23 protein-coding genes are annotated in these 23,965 nt (G+C 36.0%); 19 read left to right on the forward strand and 4 right to left on the reverse strand.

The genetic code is table 11. From position 1 onward, the window contains the following. The first annotated feature begins 171 nt into the window (after positions 1 to 171). The 3 genes from panB to panD are packed head-to-tail and all read left to right on the forward strand — an operon-like array spanning position 172 to position 2,236. A complete protein-coding gene (panB, locus tag MKX39_RS07720; RefSeq protein ID WP_093534645.1) occupies positions 172 to 1,029 on the forward strand; it encodes a 3-methyl-2-oxobutanoate hydroxymethyltransferase in 858 nt (285 codons plus the stop codon). Continuing rightward, the gene (gene panC / locus MKX39_RS07725; RefSeq protein WP_340769001.1) at positions 1,004 to 1,849 is read left to right on the forward strand and encodes a pantoate--beta-alanine ligase; all 846 of its coding nucleotides are present in this window, start codon (positions 1,004 to 1,006) and stop codon (positions 1,847 to 1,849) included. Before panB ends, panC begins: the two co-directional genes overlap by 26 nt. Positions 1,850 to 1,852: 3 nt before the next feature. After that, the gene (panD, locus tag MKX39_RS07730; protein WP_093534641.1) at positions 1,853 to 2,236 is read left to right on the forward strand and encodes an aspartate 1-decarboxylase; all 384 of its coding nucleotides are present in this window, start codon (positions 1,853 to 1,855) and stop codon (positions 2,234 to 2,236) included. Positions 2,237 to 2,696: 460 nt separating this feature from the next. Here panD and MKX39_RS07735 read toward each other — a convergent pair whose 3' ends face one another. Beyond that, a complete protein-coding gene (locus MKX39_RS07735) occupies positions 2,697 to 3,701 on the reverse strand; it encodes a hypothetical protein (protein ID WP_340769003.1) in 1,005 nt (334 codons plus the stop codon). Positions 3,702 to 3,963: 262 nt separating this feature from the next. On the opposite strand from MKX39_RS07735, the gene MKX39_RS07740 reads away from it, so the two are divergent. The 3 genes from MKX39_RS07740 (at position 3,964) to MKX39_RS07750 (ending at position 7,051) form a co-directional block, all read left to right on the forward strand. Next, positions 3,964 to 4,998 carry an ROK family protein gene (locus tag MKX39_RS07740; protein WP_445678020.1) on the forward strand — a complete coding sequence of 345 codons (1,035 nt, stop codon included), beginning with the start codon at positions 3,964 to 3,966 and terminating at the stop codon, positions 4,996 to 4,998. Between the two features lie 22 nt (positions 4,999 to 5,020). After that, positions 5,021 to 6,226 (forward strand): MFS transporter, encoded by a 1,206-nt coding sequence (locus tag MKX39_RS07745; RefSeq protein WP_340769006.1) that lies wholly within the window; start codon positions 5,021 to 5,023, stop codon positions 6,224 to 6,226. A 240-nt stretch (positions 6,227 to 6,466) separates the two neighbouring features. Next, positions 6,467 to 7,051, forward strand: coding sequence for an AAA family ATPase (locus MKX39_RS07750; protein ID WP_340769008.1), 585 nt, complete (start codon positions 6,467 to 6,469; stop codon positions 7,049 to 7,051). A 41-nt stretch (positions 7,052 to 7,092) separates the two neighbouring features. On the opposite strand, the gene MKX39_RS07755 is transcribed toward MKX39_RS07750, so the two are convergent. Next, complete coding sequence (locus MKX39_RS07755; protein ID WP_340769009.1) at positions 7,093 to 7,314, reverse strand: hypothetical protein; 222 nt, start codon at positions 7,312 to 7,314, stop codon at positions 7,093 to 7,095. Positions 7,315 to 7,705: 391 nt separating this feature from the next. Here MKX39_RS07755 and dinG point away from each other — a divergent pair, with 391 nt between their 5' ends. From dinG to MKX39_RS07800, 9 genes are all read left to right on the forward strand, one after another. Next, positions 7,706 to 10,468: an ATP-dependent DNA helicase DinG gene (gene dinG, locus MKX39_RS07760; protein WP_340769010.1), complete on the forward strand. Its 2,763-nt coding sequence runs from the start codon at positions 7,706 to 7,708 to the stop codon at positions 10,466 to 10,468. 21 nt (positions 10,469 to 10,489) lie between these two features. Next, complete coding sequence (locus tag MKX39_RS07765; protein ID WP_093534627.1) at positions 10,490 to 10,660, forward strand: YpmA family protein; 171 nt, start codon at positions 10,490 to 10,492, stop codon at positions 10,658 to 10,660. 3 nt (positions 10,661 to 10,663) lie between these two features. Further along, a complete protein-coding gene (locus MKX39_RS07770; RefSeq protein WP_340769011.1) occupies positions 10,664 to 11,152 on the forward strand; it encodes a cell wall elongation regulator TseB-like domain-containing protein in 489 nt (162 codons plus the stop codon). A 21-nt stretch (positions 11,153 to 11,173) separates the two neighbouring features. Then, positions 11,174 to 12,469, forward strand: a complete 1,296-nt coding sequence (gene asnS / locus MKX39_RS07775; RefSeq protein WP_093534623.1) for an asparagine--tRNA ligase — start codon at positions 11,174 to 11,176, stop codon at positions 12,467 to 12,469. A gap of 40 nt (positions 12,470 to 12,509) precedes the next feature. After that, positions 12,510 to 13,220 carry a DnaD domain-containing protein gene (locus tag MKX39_RS07780; RefSeq protein WP_340762124.1) on the forward strand — a complete coding sequence of 237 codons (711 nt, stop codon included), beginning with the start codon at positions 12,510 to 12,512 and terminating at the stop codon, positions 13,218 to 13,220. 9 nt (positions 13,221 to 13,229) lie between these two features. Continuing rightward, complete coding sequence (gene nth, locus MKX39_RS07785) at positions 13,230 to 13,886, forward strand: endonuclease III (RefSeq protein WP_340762125.1); 657 nt, start codon at positions 13,230 to 13,232, stop codon at positions 13,884 to 13,886. Further along, a complete protein-coding gene (locus MKX39_RS07790) occupies positions 13,873 to 14,166 on the forward strand; it encodes a YpoC family protein (RefSeq protein WP_340769013.1) in 294 nt (97 codons plus the stop codon). Before nth ends, MKX39_RS07790 begins: the two co-directional genes overlap by 14 nt. 244 nt (positions 14,167 to 14,410) lie before the next feature. Further along, positions 14,411 to 15,598: a YhgE/Pip domain-containing protein gene (locus tag MKX39_RS07795; protein WP_340769014.1), complete on the forward strand. Its 1,188-nt coding sequence runs from the start codon at positions 14,411 to 14,413 to the stop codon at positions 15,596 to 15,598. A 73-nt stretch (positions 15,599 to 15,671) separates the two neighbouring features. After that, complete coding sequence (locus tag MKX39_RS07800) at positions 15,672 to 16,220, forward strand: PadR family transcriptional regulator (RefSeq protein ID WP_340762128.1); 549 nt, start codon at positions 15,672 to 15,674, stop codon at positions 16,218 to 16,220. A gap of 94 nt (positions 16,221 to 16,314) precedes the next feature. On the opposite strand, the gene MKX39_RS07805 is transcribed toward MKX39_RS07800, so the two are convergent. Both MKX39_RS07805 and recU read right to left on the reverse strand, forming a co-directional pair. Continuing rightward, a complete protein-coding gene (locus MKX39_RS07805) occupies positions 16,315 to 19,014 on the reverse strand; it encodes a PBP1A family penicillin-binding protein (protein ID WP_340769015.1) in 2,700 nt (899 codons plus the stop codon). Positions 19,015 to 19,035: 21 nt separating this feature from the next. Then, on the reverse strand, positions 19,036 to 19,635 hold the full coding sequence (gene recU / locus MKX39_RS07810; RefSeq protein WP_340769016.1) for a Holliday junction resolvase RecU: 600 nt from the start codon (positions 19,633 to 19,635) through the stop codon (positions 19,036 to 19,038). Between the two features lie 183 nt (positions 19,636 to 19,818). Here recU and MKX39_RS07815 point away from each other — a divergent pair, with 183 nt between their 5' ends. From MKX39_RS07815 to MKX39_RS07830, 4 genes are all read left to right on the forward strand, one after another. Then, a complete protein-coding gene (locus tag MKX39_RS07815) occupies positions 19,819 to 19,974 on the forward strand; it encodes a hypothetical protein (RefSeq protein ID WP_175496162.1) in 156 nt (51 codons plus the stop codon). A 75-nt stretch (positions 19,975 to 20,049) separates the two neighbouring features. Next, on the forward strand, positions 20,050 to 20,418 hold the full coding sequence (locus tag MKX39_RS07820) for a YppE family protein (protein ID WP_093534606.1): 369 nt from the start codon (positions 20,050 to 20,052) through the stop codon (positions 20,416 to 20,418). After that, on the forward strand, positions 20,411 to 22,690 hold the full coding sequence (locus MKX39_RS07825; RefSeq protein WP_093535686.1) for a DEAD/DEAH box helicase: 2,280 nt from the start codon (positions 20,411 to 20,413) through the stop codon (positions 22,688 to 22,690). The genes MKX39_RS07820 and MKX39_RS07825 overlap by 8 nt, the downstream gene beginning before the upstream one ends. Beyond that, the gene (locus MKX39_RS07830) at positions 22,680 to 23,954 is read left to right on the forward strand and encodes a ribonuclease H-like domain-containing protein (protein ID WP_340769017.1); all 1,275 of its coding nucleotides are present in this window, start codon (positions 22,680 to 22,682) and stop codon (positions 23,952 to 23,954) included. The genes MKX39_RS07825 and MKX39_RS07830 overlap by 11 nt, the downstream gene beginning before the upstream one ends. The last annotated feature ends 11 nt before the right edge of the window (positions 23,955 to 23,965 follow it).

A 23,965-nucleotide genomic window follows, 5' to 3' on the forward strand; every position in this document is an offset into this window, starting at 1 on the left:
CTTTTAGAACTGCACCTTTAGAAAAAGAGTTTTGTTAACTAAATAGTCTGCCTTGATCTATATGACAGGGACGGGAAAACCTATGAATACAATTTTTCTGCCCTTCTGTCCATTTCGGAATAGAAGGGCTTTTATATGGTTTTCTCTTCACCACAAATGGAGGGATTTTGTATGAAAACAACGAGTAACTTTATTAGTATGAAAAAAAACGACGAGAAAATTACGATGATGACAGCTTATGATTTTCCGACCGCTAAATTTGCGGAAGAAGCAGGAATGGATATGATTCTTGTGGGTGATTCACTAGGTATGGTCGTTTTAGGCTATGACTCTACTGTTTTCGTAACGATGGACGATATGATTCATCATGGAAAAGCAGTTAGACGCGGTGCGAAGGATACTTTTGTAGTGGTCGATATGCCTTTTGGGACGTTTCACGGTTCATTGGATTCAGCATTAACTAATGCGGTTCAACTTATGCAGCAAACGGGTGCACAGGCTGTGAAACTCGAAGGTGCGGATGATGTATTGCCAGTCATTGAAAAATTGACGTTTGCCGGTATTCCAGTTATCGCTCATCTAGGTTTGTTGCCTCAATCTGCGGGTGTACTAGGTGGATATAAAGTACAAGGAAAAACTGCAGCAGCAGCAGAAAAGTTAATAGAAGACGCAAAACTATGTGAAAAAGCTGGGGCTTGTGCCGTCGTTTTAGAATGTATTCCACATCAACTGACTGACACTATTTCTAAGGCTCTAACGATTCCTACTATTGGTATTGGAGCAGGTGCTCAAGCTGACGGGCAAGTGTTAGTTTTTCATGATATGGTAAAGTATGGTACACATCATATTCCTAAATTTGTGAAGGAATTTGCAAATGTTGGGGAACCAATTTTAGCTGGTATTAAGCAATATGTAGAGGAAGTTAAAAATGGTACTTTCCCAACAGTAGAACATTCCTTTACGATGAAGGAAGAGCAACTTTCCGCACTATATGGAGGCAATCATGCAAACAATACAAACGATAAATGAGCTAAGACAAATAATCGAACTAAATAAAAACAAAACGATAGGTTTCGTTCCCACAATGGGCTATTTGCACGAAGGACATCTGGCCTTATTAACTAAGGCTAGAATCGATAATGACATAGTCGTGGCAAGTATTTTCGTGAATCCTGCTCAGTTTGGTCCAAATGAAGATTTAGACAGATATCCAAGAGATATTGAAAGTGATACACAACTAGCTACAGATGCTGGAGTAGATGTATTATTTGTTCCAAGTGCACAGGAAATGTATCCTTTTGAAAGTGGTATCTCTATAGGGGTAGGAAATCTTTCCACTAAGCTATGTGGTGAAAGTAGACCAGGACATTTTGATGGTGTCCTAAAGGTAATTACTAAATTATTTAATCTTGTTCAGCCAACGAAGGCATACTTTGGTCAAAAGGATGCACAACAACTAGCTATTATTGAGACATTTGTGAATGCGTATAATTTCCCAGTAGAAATAGTTCGGGTACAGACAGTGAGGGAGCTTGATGGACTTGCTAAGAGCTCGCGGAATGTATTTTTAAGCGAACAAGAACGATTAGAAGCAGTTCATTTGTATAAAGCTTTGCAATTAGCTACAGAAACATGGGAAAAAACAAATGACTTACCAGCGGCAATTGCAAAAGGGAAAGAGCATATTGAGAGCAACACCTCTGGTAAGATTGATTATTTAGAAGCATTATCTTATCCAACATTACAGTCAGTTACAGATGATACGAAGGAAGTACTGTTTGCGACAGCCGTATTTTTTGAGAAGGCACGTTTGATAGATAATATTTTAAAAGAAAAAAAGGATGTGTAATATATGTTGCGAATGATGTTAAATGGGAAGATCCATCGAGCAGTAGTAACGGAAGCTGATTTAAATTATGTAGGAAGTATTACAATAGATCAGAATATACTAGATGCTGTAGGTATGTTACCTAACGAAAAAGTGCATATAGTAAATAATAATAACGGTGCACGTTTTGAGACATATATTATCTCAGGTGAACGAGGTAGTGGTGTTATTTGTGTAAATGGAGCAGCTGCACGGCTAGTTCAACGTGGAGATGTAGTAATCATACTATCGTATGCATATGTGATGAATGAAGAAGCACAATCACATAAGCCGACAGTGGCGATTATGAATGAAGATAATTCTATCAAACAAATCATCCATTACGAACCCGAAGCAACCGTTATGTAATTGAATACAAAATACGCCTGCCATTCAAATCAGTGAACACTGACTTGAATGGCAGGCTATTTATATCTAATCGGCTACTTCTTCTTTTTAAAATTGTTCGCCAAATTATCGATGTGTTTTAATACTTGTTTAGAAACTTCTTGCATGTGTGGCCGAGAAATTTTGGTGTAGCATGTTGGCTTGAAATGTTAATCGCACAACCTATAGCGCGTTATGCTATTAAATCACTCCATGTGAGACAAGCGAAGAAAGTTGAAAGTGTAAACAGTTAAAGAAATTTGGTTTTCTTTTGCTTACACTAGATTCATGGGACTTGAAGAAGCAAACTCCATTATCCCTTTAAATACATTCGGTAATAATATAGTGAAGAATACAGGTTCTAAGAGAATTGTGGCGTGTCCTTTGCCCATCTCCTCTTATCCTCTTCAGACTAAACTTTATACTAGTATGTTATCTTGGATTATATTTCTTCTTGGAAATAGATTTTATAAAACTTCCGATTTGTAGCTTCATCATAGCCAACTTCAATTAGCTCATTGACTTGTTCAATATCTCGTACATTCACTTGAATTTCAATATTGGAATCTAATTTAATTTTACGTTTATACGTTTTTTCTGCTTTTGCAATGGCACTTTCAGAAATGATCGTTTCATATGGTTTTACTGAATTGACAATTATATCTTTTTGAACTGAATCTGTTTTTTCAAAGACTGTGTCAATATAATTATCTACCTGGAACTCTTCTTCATTTCTAAAGTATTCGAGTGTCTTATTCAAATAACCCAATTTCTCGGTATTCGTATAGTTTTCTTCCTTAATAATATACTTTTTACATTCTGTTAAAGCTAACTCTGTTTTGTGATAATGCTCATCTGCTACCTTAATCTTCAAAAAACGCTCTTGCCAGTATACGACATCTTCTTTCTTTTTTGTTTTCATAAAGACAGCTGGTGCTACGTCTGGACCCATGTCCATGATGACCGCCATATTATTGATTTTTTTTACATTAATTCCGTCAATGCCATTCACAACCATTTTATTTTGCTCATTTTTCACATCTAAAAACATTTCTTTTTCATCAATTTTGACGATAGCTATTACTTTTTTCACTTCGTTATGCCATAGGCAATTATCAAATAACCCTATGAATAAATCTCCGTGTTTAATATTTGGATGCTGAGAAACACTTTTTAAATGAGTGGCAATATGGTTGGATTGCTCTAGGAAACTAGTATCCTGATCAAATATGGAGTTTACATACGTATATACTTCATTCAATCCTATGTCTGATTCGTGGAAAAACTCGTATTGTTGCTCCAAATCAATTTTGTTAAAAGCTAATTGAGTAAAAGCCGCTTCCAACATCGTTTCAGGTTGGGAGAGTGCTTCATCGCCTAGTACAAGCGTATCGCCGACGTGATGTACAACATATTTCGATAATTTACTTTCACTTACTTCTAGCACGGTGTTCACCTTCTAATCTTTAATTGTAGACAATTTACCATATCATACTTCGCATCAGATTTTCATGAATTAATTAAAAAAGTAATGTATGGATTCAATTTTTAATCAGGAAACAGAGTAATAGAGGTTATTTATTCGTGTGATTGTAAGAAAAAAGAATTATTTGAAAATAAAAATTATAGTAGTTGTTTCCAATAATTTTCTATGATATATTATCATCAATACTTATTAAAGATCTTTAATAAGTATATTTAAGTAGGAGGTGGAGTTAGTGAATGCTACTCCAAAGTCTGTGAGGAAAGTAATTCTTTCGAGTATTAGGAAGTCGCTTTTAGAGTTTGAAAGTGCAACAAAAGCTGAACTCTGCGATAAATTAGACATTAGTTTCCCAACTATAAGTAAGTTTCTTTCTCAAATGGAGAAGAGTGGAGAGGTTATTTCAGTAGGTTTAGATGAATCTAGTGGAGGTAGACGAGCAAAAAGGTATAAGTACAATCCTGAGCATACGCTTGGTCTTTCCATTTTTTTAGAGAGGCAAGAAACAAATTATGCGATCTTTAATTGTGTGGGAGAGGTGAAAGAGCGGGGGGTAATTCCAAGTGTATTAGTGGAAGGTGGCTTAGAGCTATTAACTATGAGCATGGAAAAATTAATAGCAGAATACCCAAAAATTAGCTCTATCGCAATAGGGGTACCTGGTTCTGTTGATAATGGAAGGATTTTTCATATACCTGGATATGTGGACTTTCAAAATTTTGATATTAAAGGATTTTATGAAAATCATTTTTCGATACCTGTGGTTGTTGAGAACGATATGAATGCTGCCGTACTCGGATATCACCATTATAAGGGGGGGAAGAACAATCCCTCCCTTGTATATTTGTATATAGGTCAAAATGGTCCTGGTGCAGGTTTTTTGATAAATGGAGATGTGGTGCGTGGGAGTACATTTTTCGCTGGGGAGATTTCGTTCGTCCCTCAGTATGATGAGCAGAATTTATGGCAAGCGTTAGAAAACAACGGAACTGAATCTAAAGAAGCTCCTTTTTCTCAAGATTATCAGATTGATCCGATTAGCCGATTAGTAGCATCATTTACAGCAAGCATTAACCCACATACCATCATTTTTTGCAAAGATGAAGTGGATGAAGCGTTAGTAGAAAAAATTACTAGTGCAAGTTCTAATTATGTTCCACCAGAACATCTTCCTGAGCTAACTATAAGTGATTGGAAACAAGATTATTTATATGGACTACAAAGATTAGGGATAGAGCTTATGTTGAATGAAATAAAATAATTGGAAGTATATGAGGTGAAACATGGCAACATTTCTTTTAATAATAATCTATTTGGCTTTTATCAGTTTAGGTTTACCTGATTCATTATTAGGAGCAGCTTGGCCTGTTATGCAAGGGGACTTGGGAGCTCCACTCGAGACTGCTGGACTATTATTTATGACCATAGCATGTGGCACAATAATCTCTAGTCTTATTAGTGGAAGGATTCTCAAACGGTACGGGACTGGGAAAGTCACATTTGTCAGCGTATTAATGACCGCTGTTGCCTTGCTTGGATTTCATTTTGCTCCATCGATTGTTTGGTTAATGGTTTGTGCTGTTCCACTTGGATTAGGAGCTGGGGCTGTAGATACAGGGTTAAACGATTATGTAGCTGTAAATTACAAGGCGAGGCATATGAGTTGGTTACATTGTTTTTGGGGAGTCGGAGCTACTTTAGGTCCGATTATTATGGCTCAGTTTATATCTGGGGACAGTTCTAGTTCTTGGAGAAATGGATATTTTCTTATTGCAGCTATTCAGTTTGCATTAGTTATTATTCTTTTCTTCACTTTGCCTTTATGGAAAAAAGTAAAAGTAAAAAGAAATGATCGTTTACTAGAGGAAAGTGACGAGCTAAAAGGTGTAATTAATGAAAAAGAGACTAATACAAAGCCACTTCAAACTAAAGGAGTAAAATGGGCTCTGACTACATTCTTTTTTTATTGTGGAGTTGAAGCAACTGTGGGTCTTTGGGGAAGTAGTTTCTTGGTAAATATTAAAGGAATAAGTGTAGCAACAGCTGCAGGTTGGATCTCTTTTTATTACGCAGGGATAACTGTTGGCAGATTAATAACAGGTTTTATCACTTATAAAGTTACCAACCGTACGCTCATTAGGTGGGGGCAGTTAATAGCATTGAGTGGTGCCATAATATTAGTTTTACCGTTACCGTCCGCTTTCTCATTTGTCGGATTTATAATTGTCGGATTAGGATTAGCGCCGATATTTCCGTGTATGTTGCATGAAACACCAACACGTTTTGGGAAAAAGCATTCTCAGACGATTATGGGCTATCAAATGGCGTTTGCTTATACGGGCACAACATTCATGCCACCACTTCTTGGTTTCATGGCTTCTCAGATGACTATTGGGATTTTCCCGATTGTTATTGTCATTTTTGCTGTAGCAATGCTATTAAGCTCAGAAAAACTTAATATAATACTAGGGAGGAAGAATGCATACTAAAGGAATGATCAAAATTCAAAATTCCATTATTCATAGCTAGTAGAAAATGAAATACATACTTCATTTTCTTGTTTTGCAACAAAGAGCTAATAATAACAGCTCTTTTTTTGTTATACAGCAGTAAATAAAAGGATTTTCAGCTTAAAAGGTTGAATAAGTGTTGTATATAATAATTTTGGAACTTATGAATTTAGTAATGAGTGTAGTAAGTTGATCATTCATTAAAGAAAAGGTGATTTTATGATTATATGGATAAACGGGGCATTTGGTTCAGGGAAAACGCAGACTTCATATGAATTACATCGTAGGATTCCTAATTCTGTTGTCTTTGATCCAGAAAAAACGGGTTTTTTTATTAACAAAAATATTCCAACTGAGCTTAGTAAACCGGATTTCCAAGATCACAGTGTCTGGAGAGAACTAAATTATACTACGTTAAAATACATAGCGAGTGAATACAATGGGGTAATTATTGTACCAATGACTATTGTAAATCCACAGTACTTTGAAGAAATAATAACAAAGCTAAGAAAGGATGGTGTCGTAGTAAATCATTTTGTCCTTTGGGCATCCAAGGAAACGCTGATAAAGAGACTGAGAAGTAGAGGAGAGAGCAAACACTCTTGGGGTGCTTTGCAAATAGAAAGGTGTATAGAAGGCTTATCCAATGATATATTTAAACATCGTATTGAGACCGAACACATGTCCATTGAAAGAATAGCTGAGACCATTGCATCTTTGTTAGACATCCGTTTACTAGATGACAACAGAAGTAAACTGAGCAAAAGGTGGGACAGAATCAAAATTCAAATAAAACAGTTATAGAACTAATTTTATTCAAAAAAAAAGAGACCTACTAGTTAGGGTCAATTTGTAAAAATATTATTCTCTATATATTCTACTACCGAATCTACATTATCGGAAGTTTCTGTCTTGTGATTGTTGATATTGGTAACTTGAAATAGACTTTCTGATAAACTTACTGTAAATAAGGCTTCATTGTTGTGGTCATTGATTGTAATGGAGATTTTAGAATCTTGAAATTGTTGTAATGATAACAACATGTTTTTTAAATGTTGAGATGACATTTCCTCGAACTCCTCTCTAAGGAGTGACAACCTCGGAAGTCACTAATCCAATTGTGTACTGCTTGATTATACCACAGTTTCTGGAAATTCCAATCATTACGACTATTCTGTTCTTTTCCTACCCTATTTTTTATAAAATTATTTAGAAACTCCAGGATACGTATTAATATGGTCTATAATTCCAGATTGAATTAGGCTTTTTTAGGATTGTTTAAAGATACTAATTCCTTTTTAAACGTATTTACGCAAGTATATGGAGAGAAATTGATCGGAACGTGATTTTAAGAATTTTCCGTTTATCCATTTGTATCTTGTTTGAAAGTAAAAATTTCGTCACTGGAAAGTGAATGTGGTACAATTTTTTTAGAACAAAAGGACTGTGAGTTGAGGAATGATGGAAAATCATAAATATGCAGTTGTCGATATTGAAACAACAGGCCACTCATCGACGAATGGTGACCGTATTATTCAGCTTGCAATTGTATTTATTGAAAATAACAAATTGGTAAACACATATACGACTTTTATAAACCCAGAAAAGCCAATTCCTCTGTTTATCCAGGATCTGACTAATATAGCGGAAAGTGATGTTGAAAAAGCACCATTATTTGAGGATATTGGAGCAAAAGTATTGGGTATGCTGCAGGATCACATCTTTGTCGCTCACAATATTCACTTTGACTTACCATTCCTTCAGAAGGAACTAAAGAGAGTAGGTCTTCCAAACCTAGTATGTAAAACAATGGATACGGTAGAATTCACAAAGCTAATGTTTCCGAACCTTTATAGCTATAAGCTTCAGGACATAGCAAATGAGTTAGAAATCAATTTAGAATCTGCTCATAGAGCTGATGACGATGCACTGGCAACTGCTTATTTGCTTATAAAATGTATCGATCAATTAATGAAACTACCGCTAAAAACTATCGAATTATTACATAAACGTTCCTTTCAGTTAAAATCTAATTTATCTATATTATTTTTTGATGTACTTGTTGAAAAAAGAAAACAGGTAGTGTCAGAAGGTTTTCTACTTTACCGAGGGATTCCAATAAAGGAAATTTCTGATGAACAACATGAAGAAACCGATTCATTGTCATTTCCTGAAACACGGGAGAAGAAAATTGAATTATTTAGTAAAAGTATCCCTAGCTTTGAAGAACGTGAGGGACAATTTGAATTGATGGATCAAATTCAAGCATCCTTAACAAATGAATTAGAAATAGTTTGTGAGGCCGAAACGGGAATTGGTAAAACACTAGGCTATCTATTACCTGCTGTCCTCTATTCATTCCAAAAGAAAAGACCTGTAATTATAAGTACATATACAACTCATTTGATCGATCAATTAGTGAGTGAAGAAATACCAAAGATCAACGCAATTTTAGAAACTAATGTGAAGGTAGCAACATTAAAAGGAATGCATCATTATATTGATCTGTATAGCTTTTGGCAGCAGGTTCAACTGGAAGATGAGTCATATGATGAAACCTTTACGATTATGCAAATTTTAGTATGGCTTACTTTAACCGAGGATGGCGATTTAACTGAGCTTAATGCCTCAGGTGGCGGCCAATTATTTGTCGATAAAATCAGAAGAGGAAGCTTGTCTAACAAAAAAGAAGTAGGAGCAAATGATTTTTATGAAAGAGCTCTTCGTAAAAGTGAAGACTGCCATATTTTAGTTACAAATCATGCAATGGTAATGACCGATCAAGAAAGAGAACAACCAATATTAACAGCTGGTTGTGCAATGATTGTCGATGAGGCCCATCAAATGATTCACGCTAGTATGTCGCGCGGTGAGCGTATTTTCTCTTATACCAATTGGAAATATGTTTTAGGACAATTTGGGACACTTGATACCGAGCAATTGTTGCAGAAATTGGAGCTTTTGCATGTTCCATTATCTATTCAAATTCAATTAGAAAAGCAATATGTAGAAACCATTGAGAAATTTGATAAGGCTGTTTCCTATGTAATTGATGCCTTTCTTCAGAAAAGTAAAAGGAACGGGAAGAGCACTAAAAAGACTGTAGCATTAGATGACCTGGAGTTAGACCAAACTATTTTCCGCTCCGTTGCAAATTCGATTCAGGTTTTCATCTTTTCTACCAAATCTATGATTGACTCATACAGTAAACATGTGGAAGACGAGAAAATACAATCATTTATCAATGAATGGCAATATTGGATTAGAGAGTTAGTCATTAAAGTCAGTGAATGGGATGAAATTTTCTTACAGAACAGAGTGACAGAGGCAAGATGGTTAGAAGTTGATACTCGGAGTATTCCTGGTAGCCTTACTGTTATAAAAAGACCACTAAATTATAGAGAAGATATTAGAAAAGCCTTAATGACGCATCGAGAAGTGGGAGCGGTTATTTGGACGTCTGGAACAATTACGGTACCTTCTAATAGGCATTTCATCACGACCCAACTCGGGTTGGGTACAGAAATACCTATCTATCAGTATAAAGCCGCTAGCGATTATTATAGTGGAGCGGAACTGCTAATTGTGGAAAATATGCCCGACATTAAACAGGTATCGCAAAGTGATTATATTGAAGCGGTTGCGGAAGCAGTGGTCCAAACTGTTCTTGTATCAGAAGGTAGATGCTTTGTTTTGTTTACCTCCCAAGATATGCTTCGTAAAACTGTGGAATTAATACAAGATACTCATTTGTTGGATGATTATATGCTTTTTGCACAAGGCATGACATCTGGAAGTAGGATGAGATTATTAAAGTCATTCCAGCGGTTCTCCAAATCAGTTCTTTTTGGGACGAATAGCTTTTGGGAGGGAGTGGATGTTCCTGGTGATGCCTTATCGGTTATCATTATGGTTCGGTTACCATTCTCTTCTCCAGACGATCCATTATTCAAAAAAAGAGCAGAATTGTTAACGAAAAATGGGCAGAATCCATTTTCTGCTTATTCTTTACCAGAAGCGGTGTTGCGTTTTAGACAAGGTTTCGGTCGTCTGATTCGATCATCTTCAGATAAAGGCGTTTTCATCGTCTTGGACAGACGTATAGAGACTAAGTCATATGGAAGAGACTTTTTACAGGCTATTCCTAATATTCCTGTTAAGAAAGTATCGCTAGAAAATATGGTCTTAGAGCTAGAAAATTGGTATACTGATGAAGGATGATTTTAGAAAGCGGGTTGGAATATGGAAAACAAAATAGAAACGCTATCAACTGTTATAGTTGACTACCAATCAGACTTATATAAAATAGTCGATGTATTGAATCGTACGCTTAAAGAGAAAGACTTAATGTTTGGGCTTGCTCTTGATAAGCAAGATGAAAATAAAGCGGTTTTCACCATTTATAGGACGTAACAGATGGGACTTAAAAAGTGGTTATTATTTATGGTTATTTTTGCATTAAGTTTAACGATTGTTATTAGCTTATTAATTTACTTTCAAGCCAAAGGTCCATTTTCTGAAGCAACGGATAAAGCAGAATCGTATGTTTTGGAGAACAATTTGCTAGCTCAGGTGGATAAAACTTACGTATATAACAATACTTCCACTTTTTACACCGTAATTGGTTCGACAGCTAAAGGGGAAAAAAAAGCATACTTTTTACCTCATGGGAAATCGGACGAAAAAATTATGGAAGTGAATCTGGAAGAAGGAATATCAGAGCAACGAGCAGTAGACTTGGTGATGAAAGATGTTAAAGATGGTAAGCTTTTACATGCTAAACTCGGTGTAGAAGAAATAGGGCCGGTGTGGGAAATAACCTATGTAAATGCAGAAGACAACCTCAATTATGTATATTTGTTATTTGATAATGGAGAATGGTGGAAGCGAATTTCGAACTTATAGTCAAAAATTTTGGAGGGTATAATGAAAAAAATCATGATTAAAGATATGGCCAACCATGTTGGAGAAACAGTAAAAATGGGCGCTTGGCTTGCTAATAAGCGCTCAAGTGGTAAAATTGCCTTTTTACAATTACGCGATGGTTCTGGTTTTGTACAAGGTGTAGTAGTAAAAGAAGATGTTGGGGAAGAAATCTTCCAAACTGCAAAAGGTTTATCGCAAGAAACTTCTATGTATGTAATAGGTGAAGTGATTAAAGATGAACGTTCTTCTTTTGGATATGAACTTCAAGTAAAAGAAATAGAAGTAATTCATGCAGCAGTCGATTTCCCTATAACTCCTAAGGAGCATGGTACGGAATTTCTAATGGACAACCGTCATTTATGGTTACGTTCTAGAAAGCAACATGCCATTATGAAAATTCGTAACGAAATAATTCGTGCTACATATGAATTCTTTAATGAAAATGGTTTTGTTAAAATGGATCCACCTATTTTAACAGGTTCATCGCCAGAAGGTACTTCTGAATTATTCCATACTAAATATTTTGATGAAGATGCATATCTTTCACAATCAGGACAATTATATATGGAAGCAGCGGCTATGGCATTAGGAAAAGTATTTTCTTTCGGACCAACATTCCGTGCAGAGAAATCTAAAACTCGTCGCCACTTAATCGAATTCTGGATGATTGAACCAGAAATGGCTTTTGTTGAATTTGAAGAAAGCTTAGAAGTGCAAGAACAGTATGTTTCATTTATTGCGCAGGCAGTATTGAAAAACTGTACACTTGAATTAGAGCGTCTTGGTCGTGATACGTCTAAATTAGAAAATATTCAAGCACCATTCCCACGTATTTCATATGATGATGCTATTAAGTTTTTACAAGAAAAAGGCTTTGATGATATTAAGTGGGGAGATGATTTTGGATCACCTCATGAAACAGCAATCGCAGAAAGCTTTGACAAACCAGTATTTATTACTCACTATCCAATAGGCATTAAACCATTTTACATGCAGCCACATCCAGAACGTGATGATGTAGTTTTATGTGCTGATTTAATCGCTCCTGAAGGGTACGGAGAAGTAATTGGTGGTTCTGAGCGTATTCATGATTATGAATTGATGAAACAGCGTATTAAAGAGCATAACCTAGATGAATCCGCTTATGCTTGGTACTTAGATTTGAGTAAACAAGGGGCTGTACCACATTCTGGATTTGGTTTAGGATTAGAGCGCACAGTAGCATGGTTTAGTGGGTCAGAGCATATCCGTGAATCTATTCCGTTCCCACGTTTGTTAAATCGTTTATACCCATAAAAAGTAAATAGAAATTATATAGAGAGAAAGGAGTACGAGCATGCAAAAGCGAGATCGACTCCGTATCTGGACTGAGCAGGGAAATGTAACTATTTCCCAGCTTTTTTTTAGTCACTATAAAGCGATCAATATTAGAGATGAGGAAGCTATTCTTTTATTGCATTTAATCGCTTATGGAGAAGCAGGAAATCATTTTCCTACCCCACAGAACTTAGTGGAACGTACTTATTTTAGTGAAGATAAAGTAGTGACTATTTTGCAACGCCTTATGCAGAAGGGGTTAATACAAATAGAAAAGCATCTAGATCAAAATGGGATACATTATGAATACTATTCCTTTCATCTATTATGGGAGCTATTAGTAGATTATATGGAACAGCTACAAAACGACGATAAAGACCTTCACAGTAAAGAGGAGGAAGGGGATATATATAAATTATTCGAACAAGAATTTGGTCGATTATTATCTCCTATGGAATGTGAAACAATTGGTATGTGGTTTGACCAAGACAAACATTCTGTATCGCTGATTCGATTGGCATTAAAAGAAGCAGTACTTTCTCAAAAACTTAGTCTACGTTATATAGATCGAATTTTATTTGATTGGAAGAAGAAAAATATTAAAACGGTGGAAGCTGCTGAAAATCAGTCCGCACAATTTAGACAGCATATGCCAGTTCAAAATCCAACGGAACAGCCATCGTCTAGTGTGAAGGTTCCATTTTACAACTGGTTAGAAGAAAGAGAGTAGGTGTAAACTTTGCTTACAAAGGTACAATGGCTCTACTGCTTAGATGAAATGGAGCAAATGTTCCCGGATGCACATTGTGAGTTAGTTCATGAGAATCCATTTGAATTATTAGTTGCCACTCTATTATCCGCACAATGTACAGATGTGTTAGTCAATAAAGTAACAAAAAACTTGTTTCAAAAGTATAAAAAACCGGAGGATTATTTAGCTGTATCCATTGAGGAATTACAGACAGATATTCGTTCGATTGGTTTATTTCGAAATAAGGCTAAAAATATACAAGCACTGAGTAGGCAGCTAATAGAATTGTATAACGGAGAAGTGCCCCCTGACCGTGATTTACTCACTACGTTTCCAGGAGTAGGTCGGAAAACGGCTAATGTAGTAGTTTCGGTTGCATTCGACATTCCGGCGATTGCGGTAGACACACATGTGGAAAGAGTTTCAAAGCGATTAGGTCTTTGCAGATGGAAAGATTCTGTGCTACAGGTGGAAGAAACGTTAATGAAAAAAACACCAATTGATTTATGGTCAAAAACGCATCACCAGCTAATTTTCTTTGGTCGCTATCATTGTAAAGCGCAAAACCCAAATTGCCCAGAATGCCCTTTACTCTCGGTTTGTAGAGAAGGGAAGAAGAGGATGAATAAGATTGTCCCACAATAATCAACGTTATTTCGATGAATGGGAAATAATGAGGGAAGAACTACTTCAGTTAATCCGAAATAAAGATCCGAAAAAAAGTGAGCTAATGCGAAAGGGTATTCATCAGCTAATGTATATACTTGATGAGACAGAAGAAGCAACACCTCTTAACTATATGGAACGCACTACATTTATCAAGTCCAATATAGATAAACATGTTGCTTTTGTTCAACTCGATGAGCTTTTTAAAGAAACAAAGAAAAAATTAGCGCGTATACGTGCACAATCCAAAAGCGAGTGAATCCAAGAGATTCATTCGCTTTTTTAGTTTTTAGTAGAATTAGCTTAAGGGAGTATGACAACATCCTTCATGAAATAATGGAGAGCATCAAAAATGTGTCTATTTTAATAACATAAACCAACGGGAAGGGAAAAGGCATAGTAAACATCTTTACTTTTATAATATAATAATTTAATATAGTTAAAGCAAAGTACTTTAATTGAAGTACTTTAATCGAAGTTTAGTTGAAGAAGGGAAATAAAGAATGAAATTCAAACAATTTTTAAACTTACAAGGCTTTAAAGCATCTATTTTTATGGGCATATTTTATGCTATAGCTATGCTATTAATTTTTCTATTAGGCTATTCAGCATTACCCGGTAATATGGATGAACTAAAAGTTGCGATTATTAATGATGATGCTGGTGAATCCGGTTCACAAATAGCTGAACAGTTGACCGAATCTTTACCATTTAAGATAGATACAGAGTTAACAAATGAAAAAGCTTTAGATAAATTAGGAGATAACAAGTATGCATTAGTTATCCATATTCCTGAAACATTTACAGAAAATGCTCAAAAAGGTGAATCAGCTCAAATTGATTTCACTGTAAACGAAGCATCAGCTACAATGGTTTCATCAGCAATGAACTCAGTTGTAACAGAAATTAACAACCAGTTAAGTACAAGCTTCTCCACACAAACGGCTCAAGGTGTATTATTAAATATGAATGTACCTGAAGAGCAAGCGACTGCAATAGCAGAGCAAATCGAAACGGCTTATGTAGGAAACTATGTCATCATGAATGATGTGCCAGATGGTATGCACAACAGCATGTTACCTATGTTCTTAACGATGGCTTGTTATGTAGGAGCAATGATTGCGGCAATGCAACTAGTCGGTGCCTTTAAACTTAGCCGTGGTAAAGCGTCTAAAGTAAAACTATTCACTTATGTACAAGGTTCAGCATTGATCATAGCAGTTGTTTCAACGATCTTTGCATTAATAGTGGCGTTTTCAATTGCAGATTTGGATACAAGTATTATATTCAAACTTGCAGGTCAACAAATCTTGTTATATATGGCGGCATTTAATGTATGTGCAATCTTCACATTCCTAATTGGTGAAGCAGGTATGATTATTAATATCCCTGTATTATTATCACAAACGATTGCGAACGGTGCGACAATGCCTCGTGAAATGATGTATGGTTTCTTTAACTTCGTTAGTCATATTTCACCTATGTACTATTCCGTACAATCGTATTATGCGGTTATGTTCGGTTCTACAGAACAATCTCCATTCTTATGGGGCTTAGTAGCTGTAGCAGTCGGAGCAATGATTATCAATATGATCATCGTGAGATTCGTTCACAAAGACGTACCATTGGATGTAATAGCAAGCGCAAATACAAGCGTCCCAGTAAATGCTCAGCCAATAGTAAATAATTAATAATAAAGCTTCAATCATGTTACATGGTTGAAGCTTTATTACTTCTAATGTAAATTAAGTATGGAGGTGTATTATGTCAATCCAAATTTATATTTTAAGTAAGTTAATGGCAGAGGATAATTATCCTTATAAATTAAAAAAAGAATTATCAGATCCTATTCCATTTGATAAAATAGGTGATTTAACAGAAAGCAAACTATACTATCATTTTGAATCTCTTTCCAAGCAGGGACTAATCCAGCAGGTAGAAGTCATCAAGGAAGAAAATCGACCAGATAAACAGGTTTATACCATAACTGAAAAGGGTCGTGAAGACCTGCCTAAAAAAATATATGAACTATTTGAAAAAGCAAATAAGCTAGCAGAAGTGATCGTTGGATTAATGTTTTTACGTTATGTAGAGAAATCCCACATCATTCTTATTTTGGAGAGAAAGCTAGAAAGCTTGCACTCGAAGCAGTTACAATTAAAAGATATCTATAGTCACATTCACGTAGAGGATACTGTGCAGGAAATGGTGGACTTTGCGGATGCATATTTCTCGGATACGATCGCAAATGAAATTATTTGGCTCGAGAAGTTAATTGTCAAATTGAGAAATAGGGATATAAATGAATCTTGAGATAGTATGTGGAGAGCATTGCACTTAAATAGCCTAAATCTAACATAAATAAAGAAGCAGATCTTGACTAATGTCAAGATCTGCTTCTTTATTATTAAGGGGTTGTTCCGGTATCATCATTTTCTCCGGTTTCTCCAGTACCTCCAGTACCTCCAGTACCTCCAGTACCTTCAGTTGGAGGGACAATCGATCCATCATCAGGCTTCTCTGTTCCTGCACCAGGACCAGGACTTGCACCACCTGCACCAGGATCTGTCCCTGGATTTGACCCATTACCGTTGTTGCCATTGCCGTTATTGTTTCCATTTCCATTATTACCATTATTACCGTTGTTGCCATTATTACCATTATTATTTTCATTACCATTATTCGAGCCGTCTGGATTTTTTGGCTCTTCTTCAATTGGCTCAATTTCATCTAATTCTTCTTCAACTTCAGCATCTAACGTTAATTGTACGGAAACACTTTCACTTCGGATACCGTCTGAGACTGCGGTAACGCTGAACATATATGTGCTTCCTGGAATTAGACTTTGTATGATTAAACCTTTTTGTTTAGTCGTTTCAATTAATTCATTGGCTCCGTTATCTACCTTAACGGCAACTTCAAATTGAACTTCCGATTCTAAATCTTCTTGCTCAAAATCCCAAGATAATGTGGCAGTAGAAGCTAGTTCATCATAATCCACAGAAAGATTGGATGGTGAATTCAATTCTAGTTGTTCATATTCCTCAGAAACTGCGGTTGGCTCTGTGCCTTTTACAAATAGTTCCGTCAGTTTTAGTTCGTCAGGTGTATATTCACTTGCTAGTTTAAGAGGGCTTGAGCCTTTTTCAATTGTGGCTTCTACGACAGAACTTGGTTTCTTAAATTTCTCATTAGCTGTGTCTGTAGAAATGTTAGCCATAACTTCATGGAAAATATTTTGAGGAAGATTACGTTCCTCATTCGTTGTCATTGGTGTTTTCATCTCTGGATATCCAGACCAAATAGCAATTGAGTAGTCTGTTGTGTATCCAGCGAACCAAACGTCAGGAAAGGCGCTACTTGGTAGGTCCCATTTATTCATATCATCTTTACTATAGTTAGATGTTCCTGTTTTACCAGCAATGTCTAACCCGCTGACATCTGCTCGCTTACCGGTACCTTTTGTCAATACATCACGTAATACATCGGTAACCATATAAGCGGTAGAATCTTTCATAACTTCTTTAGATTTTGGTTTATAATTTTTTTCTGTTTTGCCATCACGATATACGATTTTATTAATCGAATATGGCTCTGTATGGACTCCGCTATTTCCAAAAGCTGCATAAGCTCCGGCTAATTGAATAGGGGACATTGCCTTAGAAGTACCGCCGATTGCACTACTTTCTGTTATATTCCCAAGATCAATTCCAAATCGGTCTATAAATTCTGCGGCATTCTTTGTACCAACTTCTTGCAGTGTTTTAACAGCAGGAACATTTCGAGAATTATATAACGCTTCTCTAAATGTCATCTTACCTTTGTATTTACCATCGAAGTTTCGTACTACTTGCTCAGTTCCCGTATAGGTAATTTTTTCATCGGTAATTGTTTGTCCTGTTGACCAGCCTAGGTATTCTATAGCTGGACCATAATCAATCAGTGGTTTAATCGTCGAGCCAAGTGAACGTGTGGTCATGTCCTGAGCAAAGTTAAAGCCTCTGTCAGCTCCATAATTTCTACCACCACCAACAGCTGCAATAGCACCTGTTTTCGTATCGATTACTGATACGGCTGACTGGATATCTTCAGTAGGGAACATATCAGAGTTTAATGTTTTCTCTACTTGTTGTTGAGCATTTGGTTGTAATGTCGTGTAGATGGTAATCCCTTCAGAGATAGCACCCCCATCTCCATTTGCTTCTAATTCATTTAAAACGATATCTATGAAAGCATCATATTTAGAATCCTGTTTAGCAACTCGTTGATCTTCGGGTAGTAGTGCCTCTTCAATAGGGACAGCTTGAGCTGCTTTCATTTCTTCCTCTGTAATTTTGCCGTGTAGATTCATCAAATGTAATACAACATTTCTTCGATCTTTTGTAAGTTCTGGGTTTTTAAACGGGTTAAACGCATTTGGACGTTGTGACATACCTGCAAGAACTGCGAATTGATCTAAAGTAAGGTCTTTTAAGTCTTTACCATAGAAATGTTGAGCTGCTGTCCCATAACCGTAAATTCTTCCAGACATTAGTACTTTATTAAAGTACATTTCAAAAATTTCTTCTTTTTGATATTTTCTCTCAAGCTTTATGGAAAGATAAGCTTCTTGTGCTTTTCTTTTTAAAGTTTTTTCATTTGTAAGAAACGAGTTTTTTATGACCTGTTGTGTAATCGTACTTGCTCCTTGATCACCAAAACCATTTGTGAGGTTAGCGAGTACGGCTTTCCCTAAACGTAATACATCGACACCGAAATGATCGTAAAAACGAGCATCTTCTGTAGCGATAATCGCATCTTCCATTTGTTGTGGAATATCGTCATAAGCGACATATTCCCTGCTCTCCGCCCCAACTGTTGCGAAAAGATCACCGTTAGCGTCTAACAATTTTGGGCTTATCGGATCTTTTAATGAAGTTTCATCGAGCTCAGGGGCACTGCTAGCATAGAAGGCGAATAATGACCCTCCACCTATAAGTCCGACGACACCAATAATGACAATGGTTAATAAAATTCTTTTTACCCACATTTTAGCTGGTGTTTTAGATTGTTTCTTTTTTTGTACTTGTTTTCTTCGTTGTTCACGAGTCATTTTTTGCTCACTCATAAACGTCTCCTCACTTTCACTTTATACGTTCAAGTCATTAACTATTTTTATATAATCAATTCTTGGTGCATATCTTGGAGTAATTTCTATTGCATGTGATTCCATTTCAGATATGGCAATAGACTTCCTTCCTCCTGTTAGCATTCTATCCCAAAACAATGATAATTGTTCAAATGGCAAACAAAAATAACGATCTAATGCAGAAAAACGGACGAGCAAAAAGGTAATCCCTTGTTGTTTAGAAACCTTTCGCATATGTTCTACCTGATGAAGATGAATATTTTTTAAGGGAAACGCTGTTCTATTTTCCGTTTCTTTTGCTTCAAAGTCAATATATCTCCCTTTATATACTCCATTAAAATCGGTTGTAGAAGGAGTACGGTAGTAAGCTTCTTTAATAACAGCACTACTCCTTGAGGGATAATCTACTTTGACGACTTGAATAGGTATCGGCTTTTTATGAACAACAGCTATATCCTGCGCAATATAATATTCATTTGCATCACTAATTTCGTCCTCTAACGTCTTACCCCTATTGCTGAATGAGTAATCCTTTTTCTTTTCTTTTGTTGCTTGGATCACGGGGACATACGCTTTTCCATTTGGATAATGAATAGCCAAAATAATCACCTCTTTATGCTATTAGTTTATCACAAGTAGATTAGACGAACAGCTATTAAAGAAGGTTTCATATTCCGAAATGTCGAGTAGGCACTTGTTTTGTCTATCGAGAAGATGCTTTGTCATACAGGAAGGAGAGTAAATAAATCCAGCGAATAAATACTAAAAAAGGGGGACTATAAAATGAACAAAATTGAAAGATTAATAGATCAGTTAGAGCTTCTAGAATTTTTATTGGAAACGAGATTAAATGACGAGCAGGATAAATTTGAAGAGGATTTTAGTAAAAACTCATTTCGATTATTAGGCAAGCTAGAAAAAATTGAAAACAAATTGTAAGGAATGTACGTTCGCTTAGAACTAGTAATATTAGTGTGAATTTGCTAAACTGTAAATAGAATGCGAGGGATCACTTTGTCATTATTAAAGCTTAGCAACCAACTAATGAAAGAATGCGATGATTGCATTTTACGTTTTCATCAATATAGAGAACTTGATAAAGAGCCAGATTTTTTTATAGATGTAAAACCACATGCATATAAAATAGATGAGATCTGTCTGGAATGGGAACAATTGGTCCGGAAATGGATTCAAGTGAAACGTCCAAAATATGTCCACCCAAGCCAAATTGACTCATTACTTGAATCCATGAAACAGTTTATCGTGCAATCTTACTATAAAGGGACAAGCAAAAAAAGATTTCTTTCGTCTGTCCATTCATCCAAATACACGCTAGAAACAATTATTCAAGCTATTAAGGAAGTAGGGGATGAATATGCTTGAAAAACAAAGCATTCATCAATTATTAGATGCGTGGAAAGTGGATGAAAATCGCTTTCCACAAATTGAACATATTCACACAACCGAAGAAAAAGAAGCAATTTATGCTCCATTTCCAGAGACAATGCATTCGTCCATTCAAAAGGCACTGAAAAGCCGTGGTGTAAATCAGTTATATATACATCAGCGACTAGCCTTCGATTCAGCATCATCCGGTAAGTCTTACACAACGATCACTCCTACAGCCTCTGGAAAGTCACTTTGTTATCATCTCCCAGTACTACAATCGATTATGGAAGATCCAACCTCACGGGCAATCTATCTATTTCCAACAAAAGCATTAGCACAAGATCAAAAAAGCGATCTAAATAATTTGATTGAAGCAACAGGGGAAGAAATACTAAGTTACACATATGATGGTGATACAGCCCCGGGTATTAGACAAAAAATTCGGAAGTCTGGACATATAGTCTTAACTAATCCTGATATGTTGCATTCGGGTATCTTACCACATCATACAAAATGGGTTACTCTATTTGAAAACTTAAAATATATTGTGATAGATGAAATCCATACATATAAGGGTGTTTTTGGGAGTCATGTTGCACATGTTATAAGACGTCTGAAAAGAATTTGTGCATACTACGGAAGCAATCCACAATTTATTTGTACTTCTGCGACCATCAAAAATCCAAAGGAACTAGCTGAAAATTTAACGAATACACCTCATGAATTGATCAACCAGAACGGTGCACCAGCGGGGAGAAAACATTTCATATTTTATAATCCTCCAATAGTCCATCCAGTTTTTAATGTGAGAAGGAGTGCCGTTTTAGAAGTTAGAGATTTGGCACAGGAATTATATGTAAATGGTATTCAAACAATTGTTTTTGCGAAGAGCCGTGTGCGAGTAGAAATGCTTGTGACGTATTTACAATCCTTAGTTAGTAAAAAGATTAATGATCAAACAATAAGAGGTTATCGAGGCGGTTATTTGCCTTCGGAAAGAAGGACTATTGAAAAGGGACTAAGAGAGGGAGTAATTAGAACGGTTGTTAGTACCAATGCATTAGAGTTAGGAGTCGACATTGGACAGCTGCAGGCGTGTATTATGACGGGATATCCAGGGAACATTGCTAGCGCTTGGCAACAAGCTGGACGAGCAGGTAGACGACAGGATGAAGCACTTATTATATATGTGGCCGGGTCTACCGCTCTTGATCAATATGTAGTAAAACACCCTGAATACTTTCTTGGACAGTCTCCAGAAGAAGTAAGGATTCATCCGGATAATATGATAATTTTGATGGATCATTTAAAATGTGCCTCCTTTGAATTACCTTTTTCACCTGCCGATATGTATGCAGAATTTTCTATACAGGAGTTACTAGCATTTCTTGAAAGTGAAGGTGTCCTTTTAAAAACATCAGAAAAATGGCATTGGATGTCTGATAGTTTTCCGGCAAGTAATATAAGCCTACGTTCCGCATCTCAAGAGAATGTTATTATTATCGATCAATCAATTCCAACTAAAACTAGGGTTATTGGTGAAATGGATCAATATAGTGCGATGACATTACTTCACGAAGAAGCTATTTACTTACATCAGGGAACTCAATTCCAAGTAGAAATTTTAGACTGGGAAGAGAAAAAAGCATTTGTGCGAGAAGTCGATGTCGATTATTTTACAGATGCTAATATAGCAATTGAGTTAAAAGTATTAAGCGAAGATAGAGCAAAAGAAGCTGACATTGGGATACTTCGATTCGGTGACATTATAGTGTTAGCACAACCAACTATATTCAAAAAGATTAAGTTTGATACACATGATAATATCGGTTCTGGTCAAATCCATTTACCACCAATAGAATTACATACTTCTTCTACCTGGTTTAGTTTTGATAAACCAGACGGTTGGAAAGACACTTTGTTGTCAGACGCAATGACAGGGGTTTCTTATGCGTTACATGCTTTTATCCCGCTATTTATTCATTGTGATGCGAAGGATATCCATGTTGTGCCTCAGGTTAAATCGATTCACGGAGAAAAACCGACTTTTTATATGTATGATAGTTATCCAGGTGGAATCGGTCTCTCTGAAAGAATGTTTGATCTTTGGAATGAGTTAGTACCAAAAGTAACAGTTCAGGTAGAGAGTTGCTCTTGTATGCATGGCTGCCCTGCATGTATTGGTGCTCAAGACGCGGAGTTGAATCTAAAGGAAGAAGTGATTAAGTTACTTCATTTATTGCAGGTGGACCGCCATGTCGTATGAAAAAAAACTCATGCAAATGAAGAATTTAGTGAAAAAGAAGCCAATTGAAGAGGTAGTAAAAAAGGAAGAGTCAGAAATGGCGCTTCCCTTTTACGTTGAACCGTGGAAAAATGCAGGGTTAAAATTTATACAAGAAGAAAAAGGATTTTACTTTGTAAAGGAAACTTTTTATCCTTTGGGGCATATACATGGGAATATTGGGCTTAATAAACTACAACAGGCAATAAAGTTTATGCAGGAAGTCTATCCGACGCATCCTTTAACTATTACTAAAGACAGTCCCTTTTGTTTTTATGATACAGAAACGACCGGGTTAAAAGGTGCGGGAGTACTTATTTTCTTAAACGGAGTGTTAAAGGAAGTGGAGGATGGGTTCTTGCTTACTCAATTTGTGCTAGCTGATCCAGGTCAAGAGGTAAGTTTCTTAAAGGCGACTGATTTTTGGGTAAACGAACAGACTATTATTACGTATAACGGGAAGAGTTTTGACCTTCCCCAGCTGCTATCAAGATGGACGATGAATAGAAACGATTTACCACGATTAAAGCACCATCATCAAATTGATTTAATGCATTCTTCTAAAAGAATTTGGAAGGGTGAATTAGAGCGTTTTAAGTTAAAGCAAATAGAGGAAATGAAGCTTGGATTTAAAAGAGAAAATGATATACCTGGTCACCTAGCACCAATAATCTATTTTGATGCAGTGAAAAGTGGTAATCCTATCAATTTGATGAAGGTATTAAAGCATAATGAATGGGATATTTTATCGCTTGTAACGCTTTATATTCTCTCCGTAGAATTACTTCAAGAAAAAGATGTAGTGGAAACAGCCACAACTTATACTAATATCGCTAAATGGTTTAGAGATTTAAAAACGATGAATACAAGTATGGATTGGTTTACTTTTGTCGTAAATAATTTTTCTGCAGAAGAGACTAGTATCGCTTACTATTTCGTAGGTCTCCATTTAAAACGAGCTCGTTCTTACGAGGACAGTTTGAAAGCGTTTGAACAAGCATTGAAAGAGATTTCTGGGAAATATCGTATAGAGGTTTATATTGAGCTGGCAAAGCTATTCGAACATCAAGTAAAAGATTTCCCAAAAGCTTTAGAAATGACGCAGCAGTGCATAGAATTTGAAGCAAAACTTAATAAAGACGTACAGTCTCGCTTGAAAAAGGAACTTACTAAGAGAGAAATGAGAATAATTCGGAAGTTAAATATTTCCCGGGAAAGCGCAGAACATAACAAAAAACGCATATAAACGGCTGAAAA

The organism is Psychrobacillus sp. FSL K6-1464, from assembly GCF_038003145.1.
GTDB classification, from domain to species: Bacteria; Bacillota; Bacilli; order Bacillales_A; family Planococcaceae; genus Psychrobacillus; species Psychrobacillus psychrotolerans.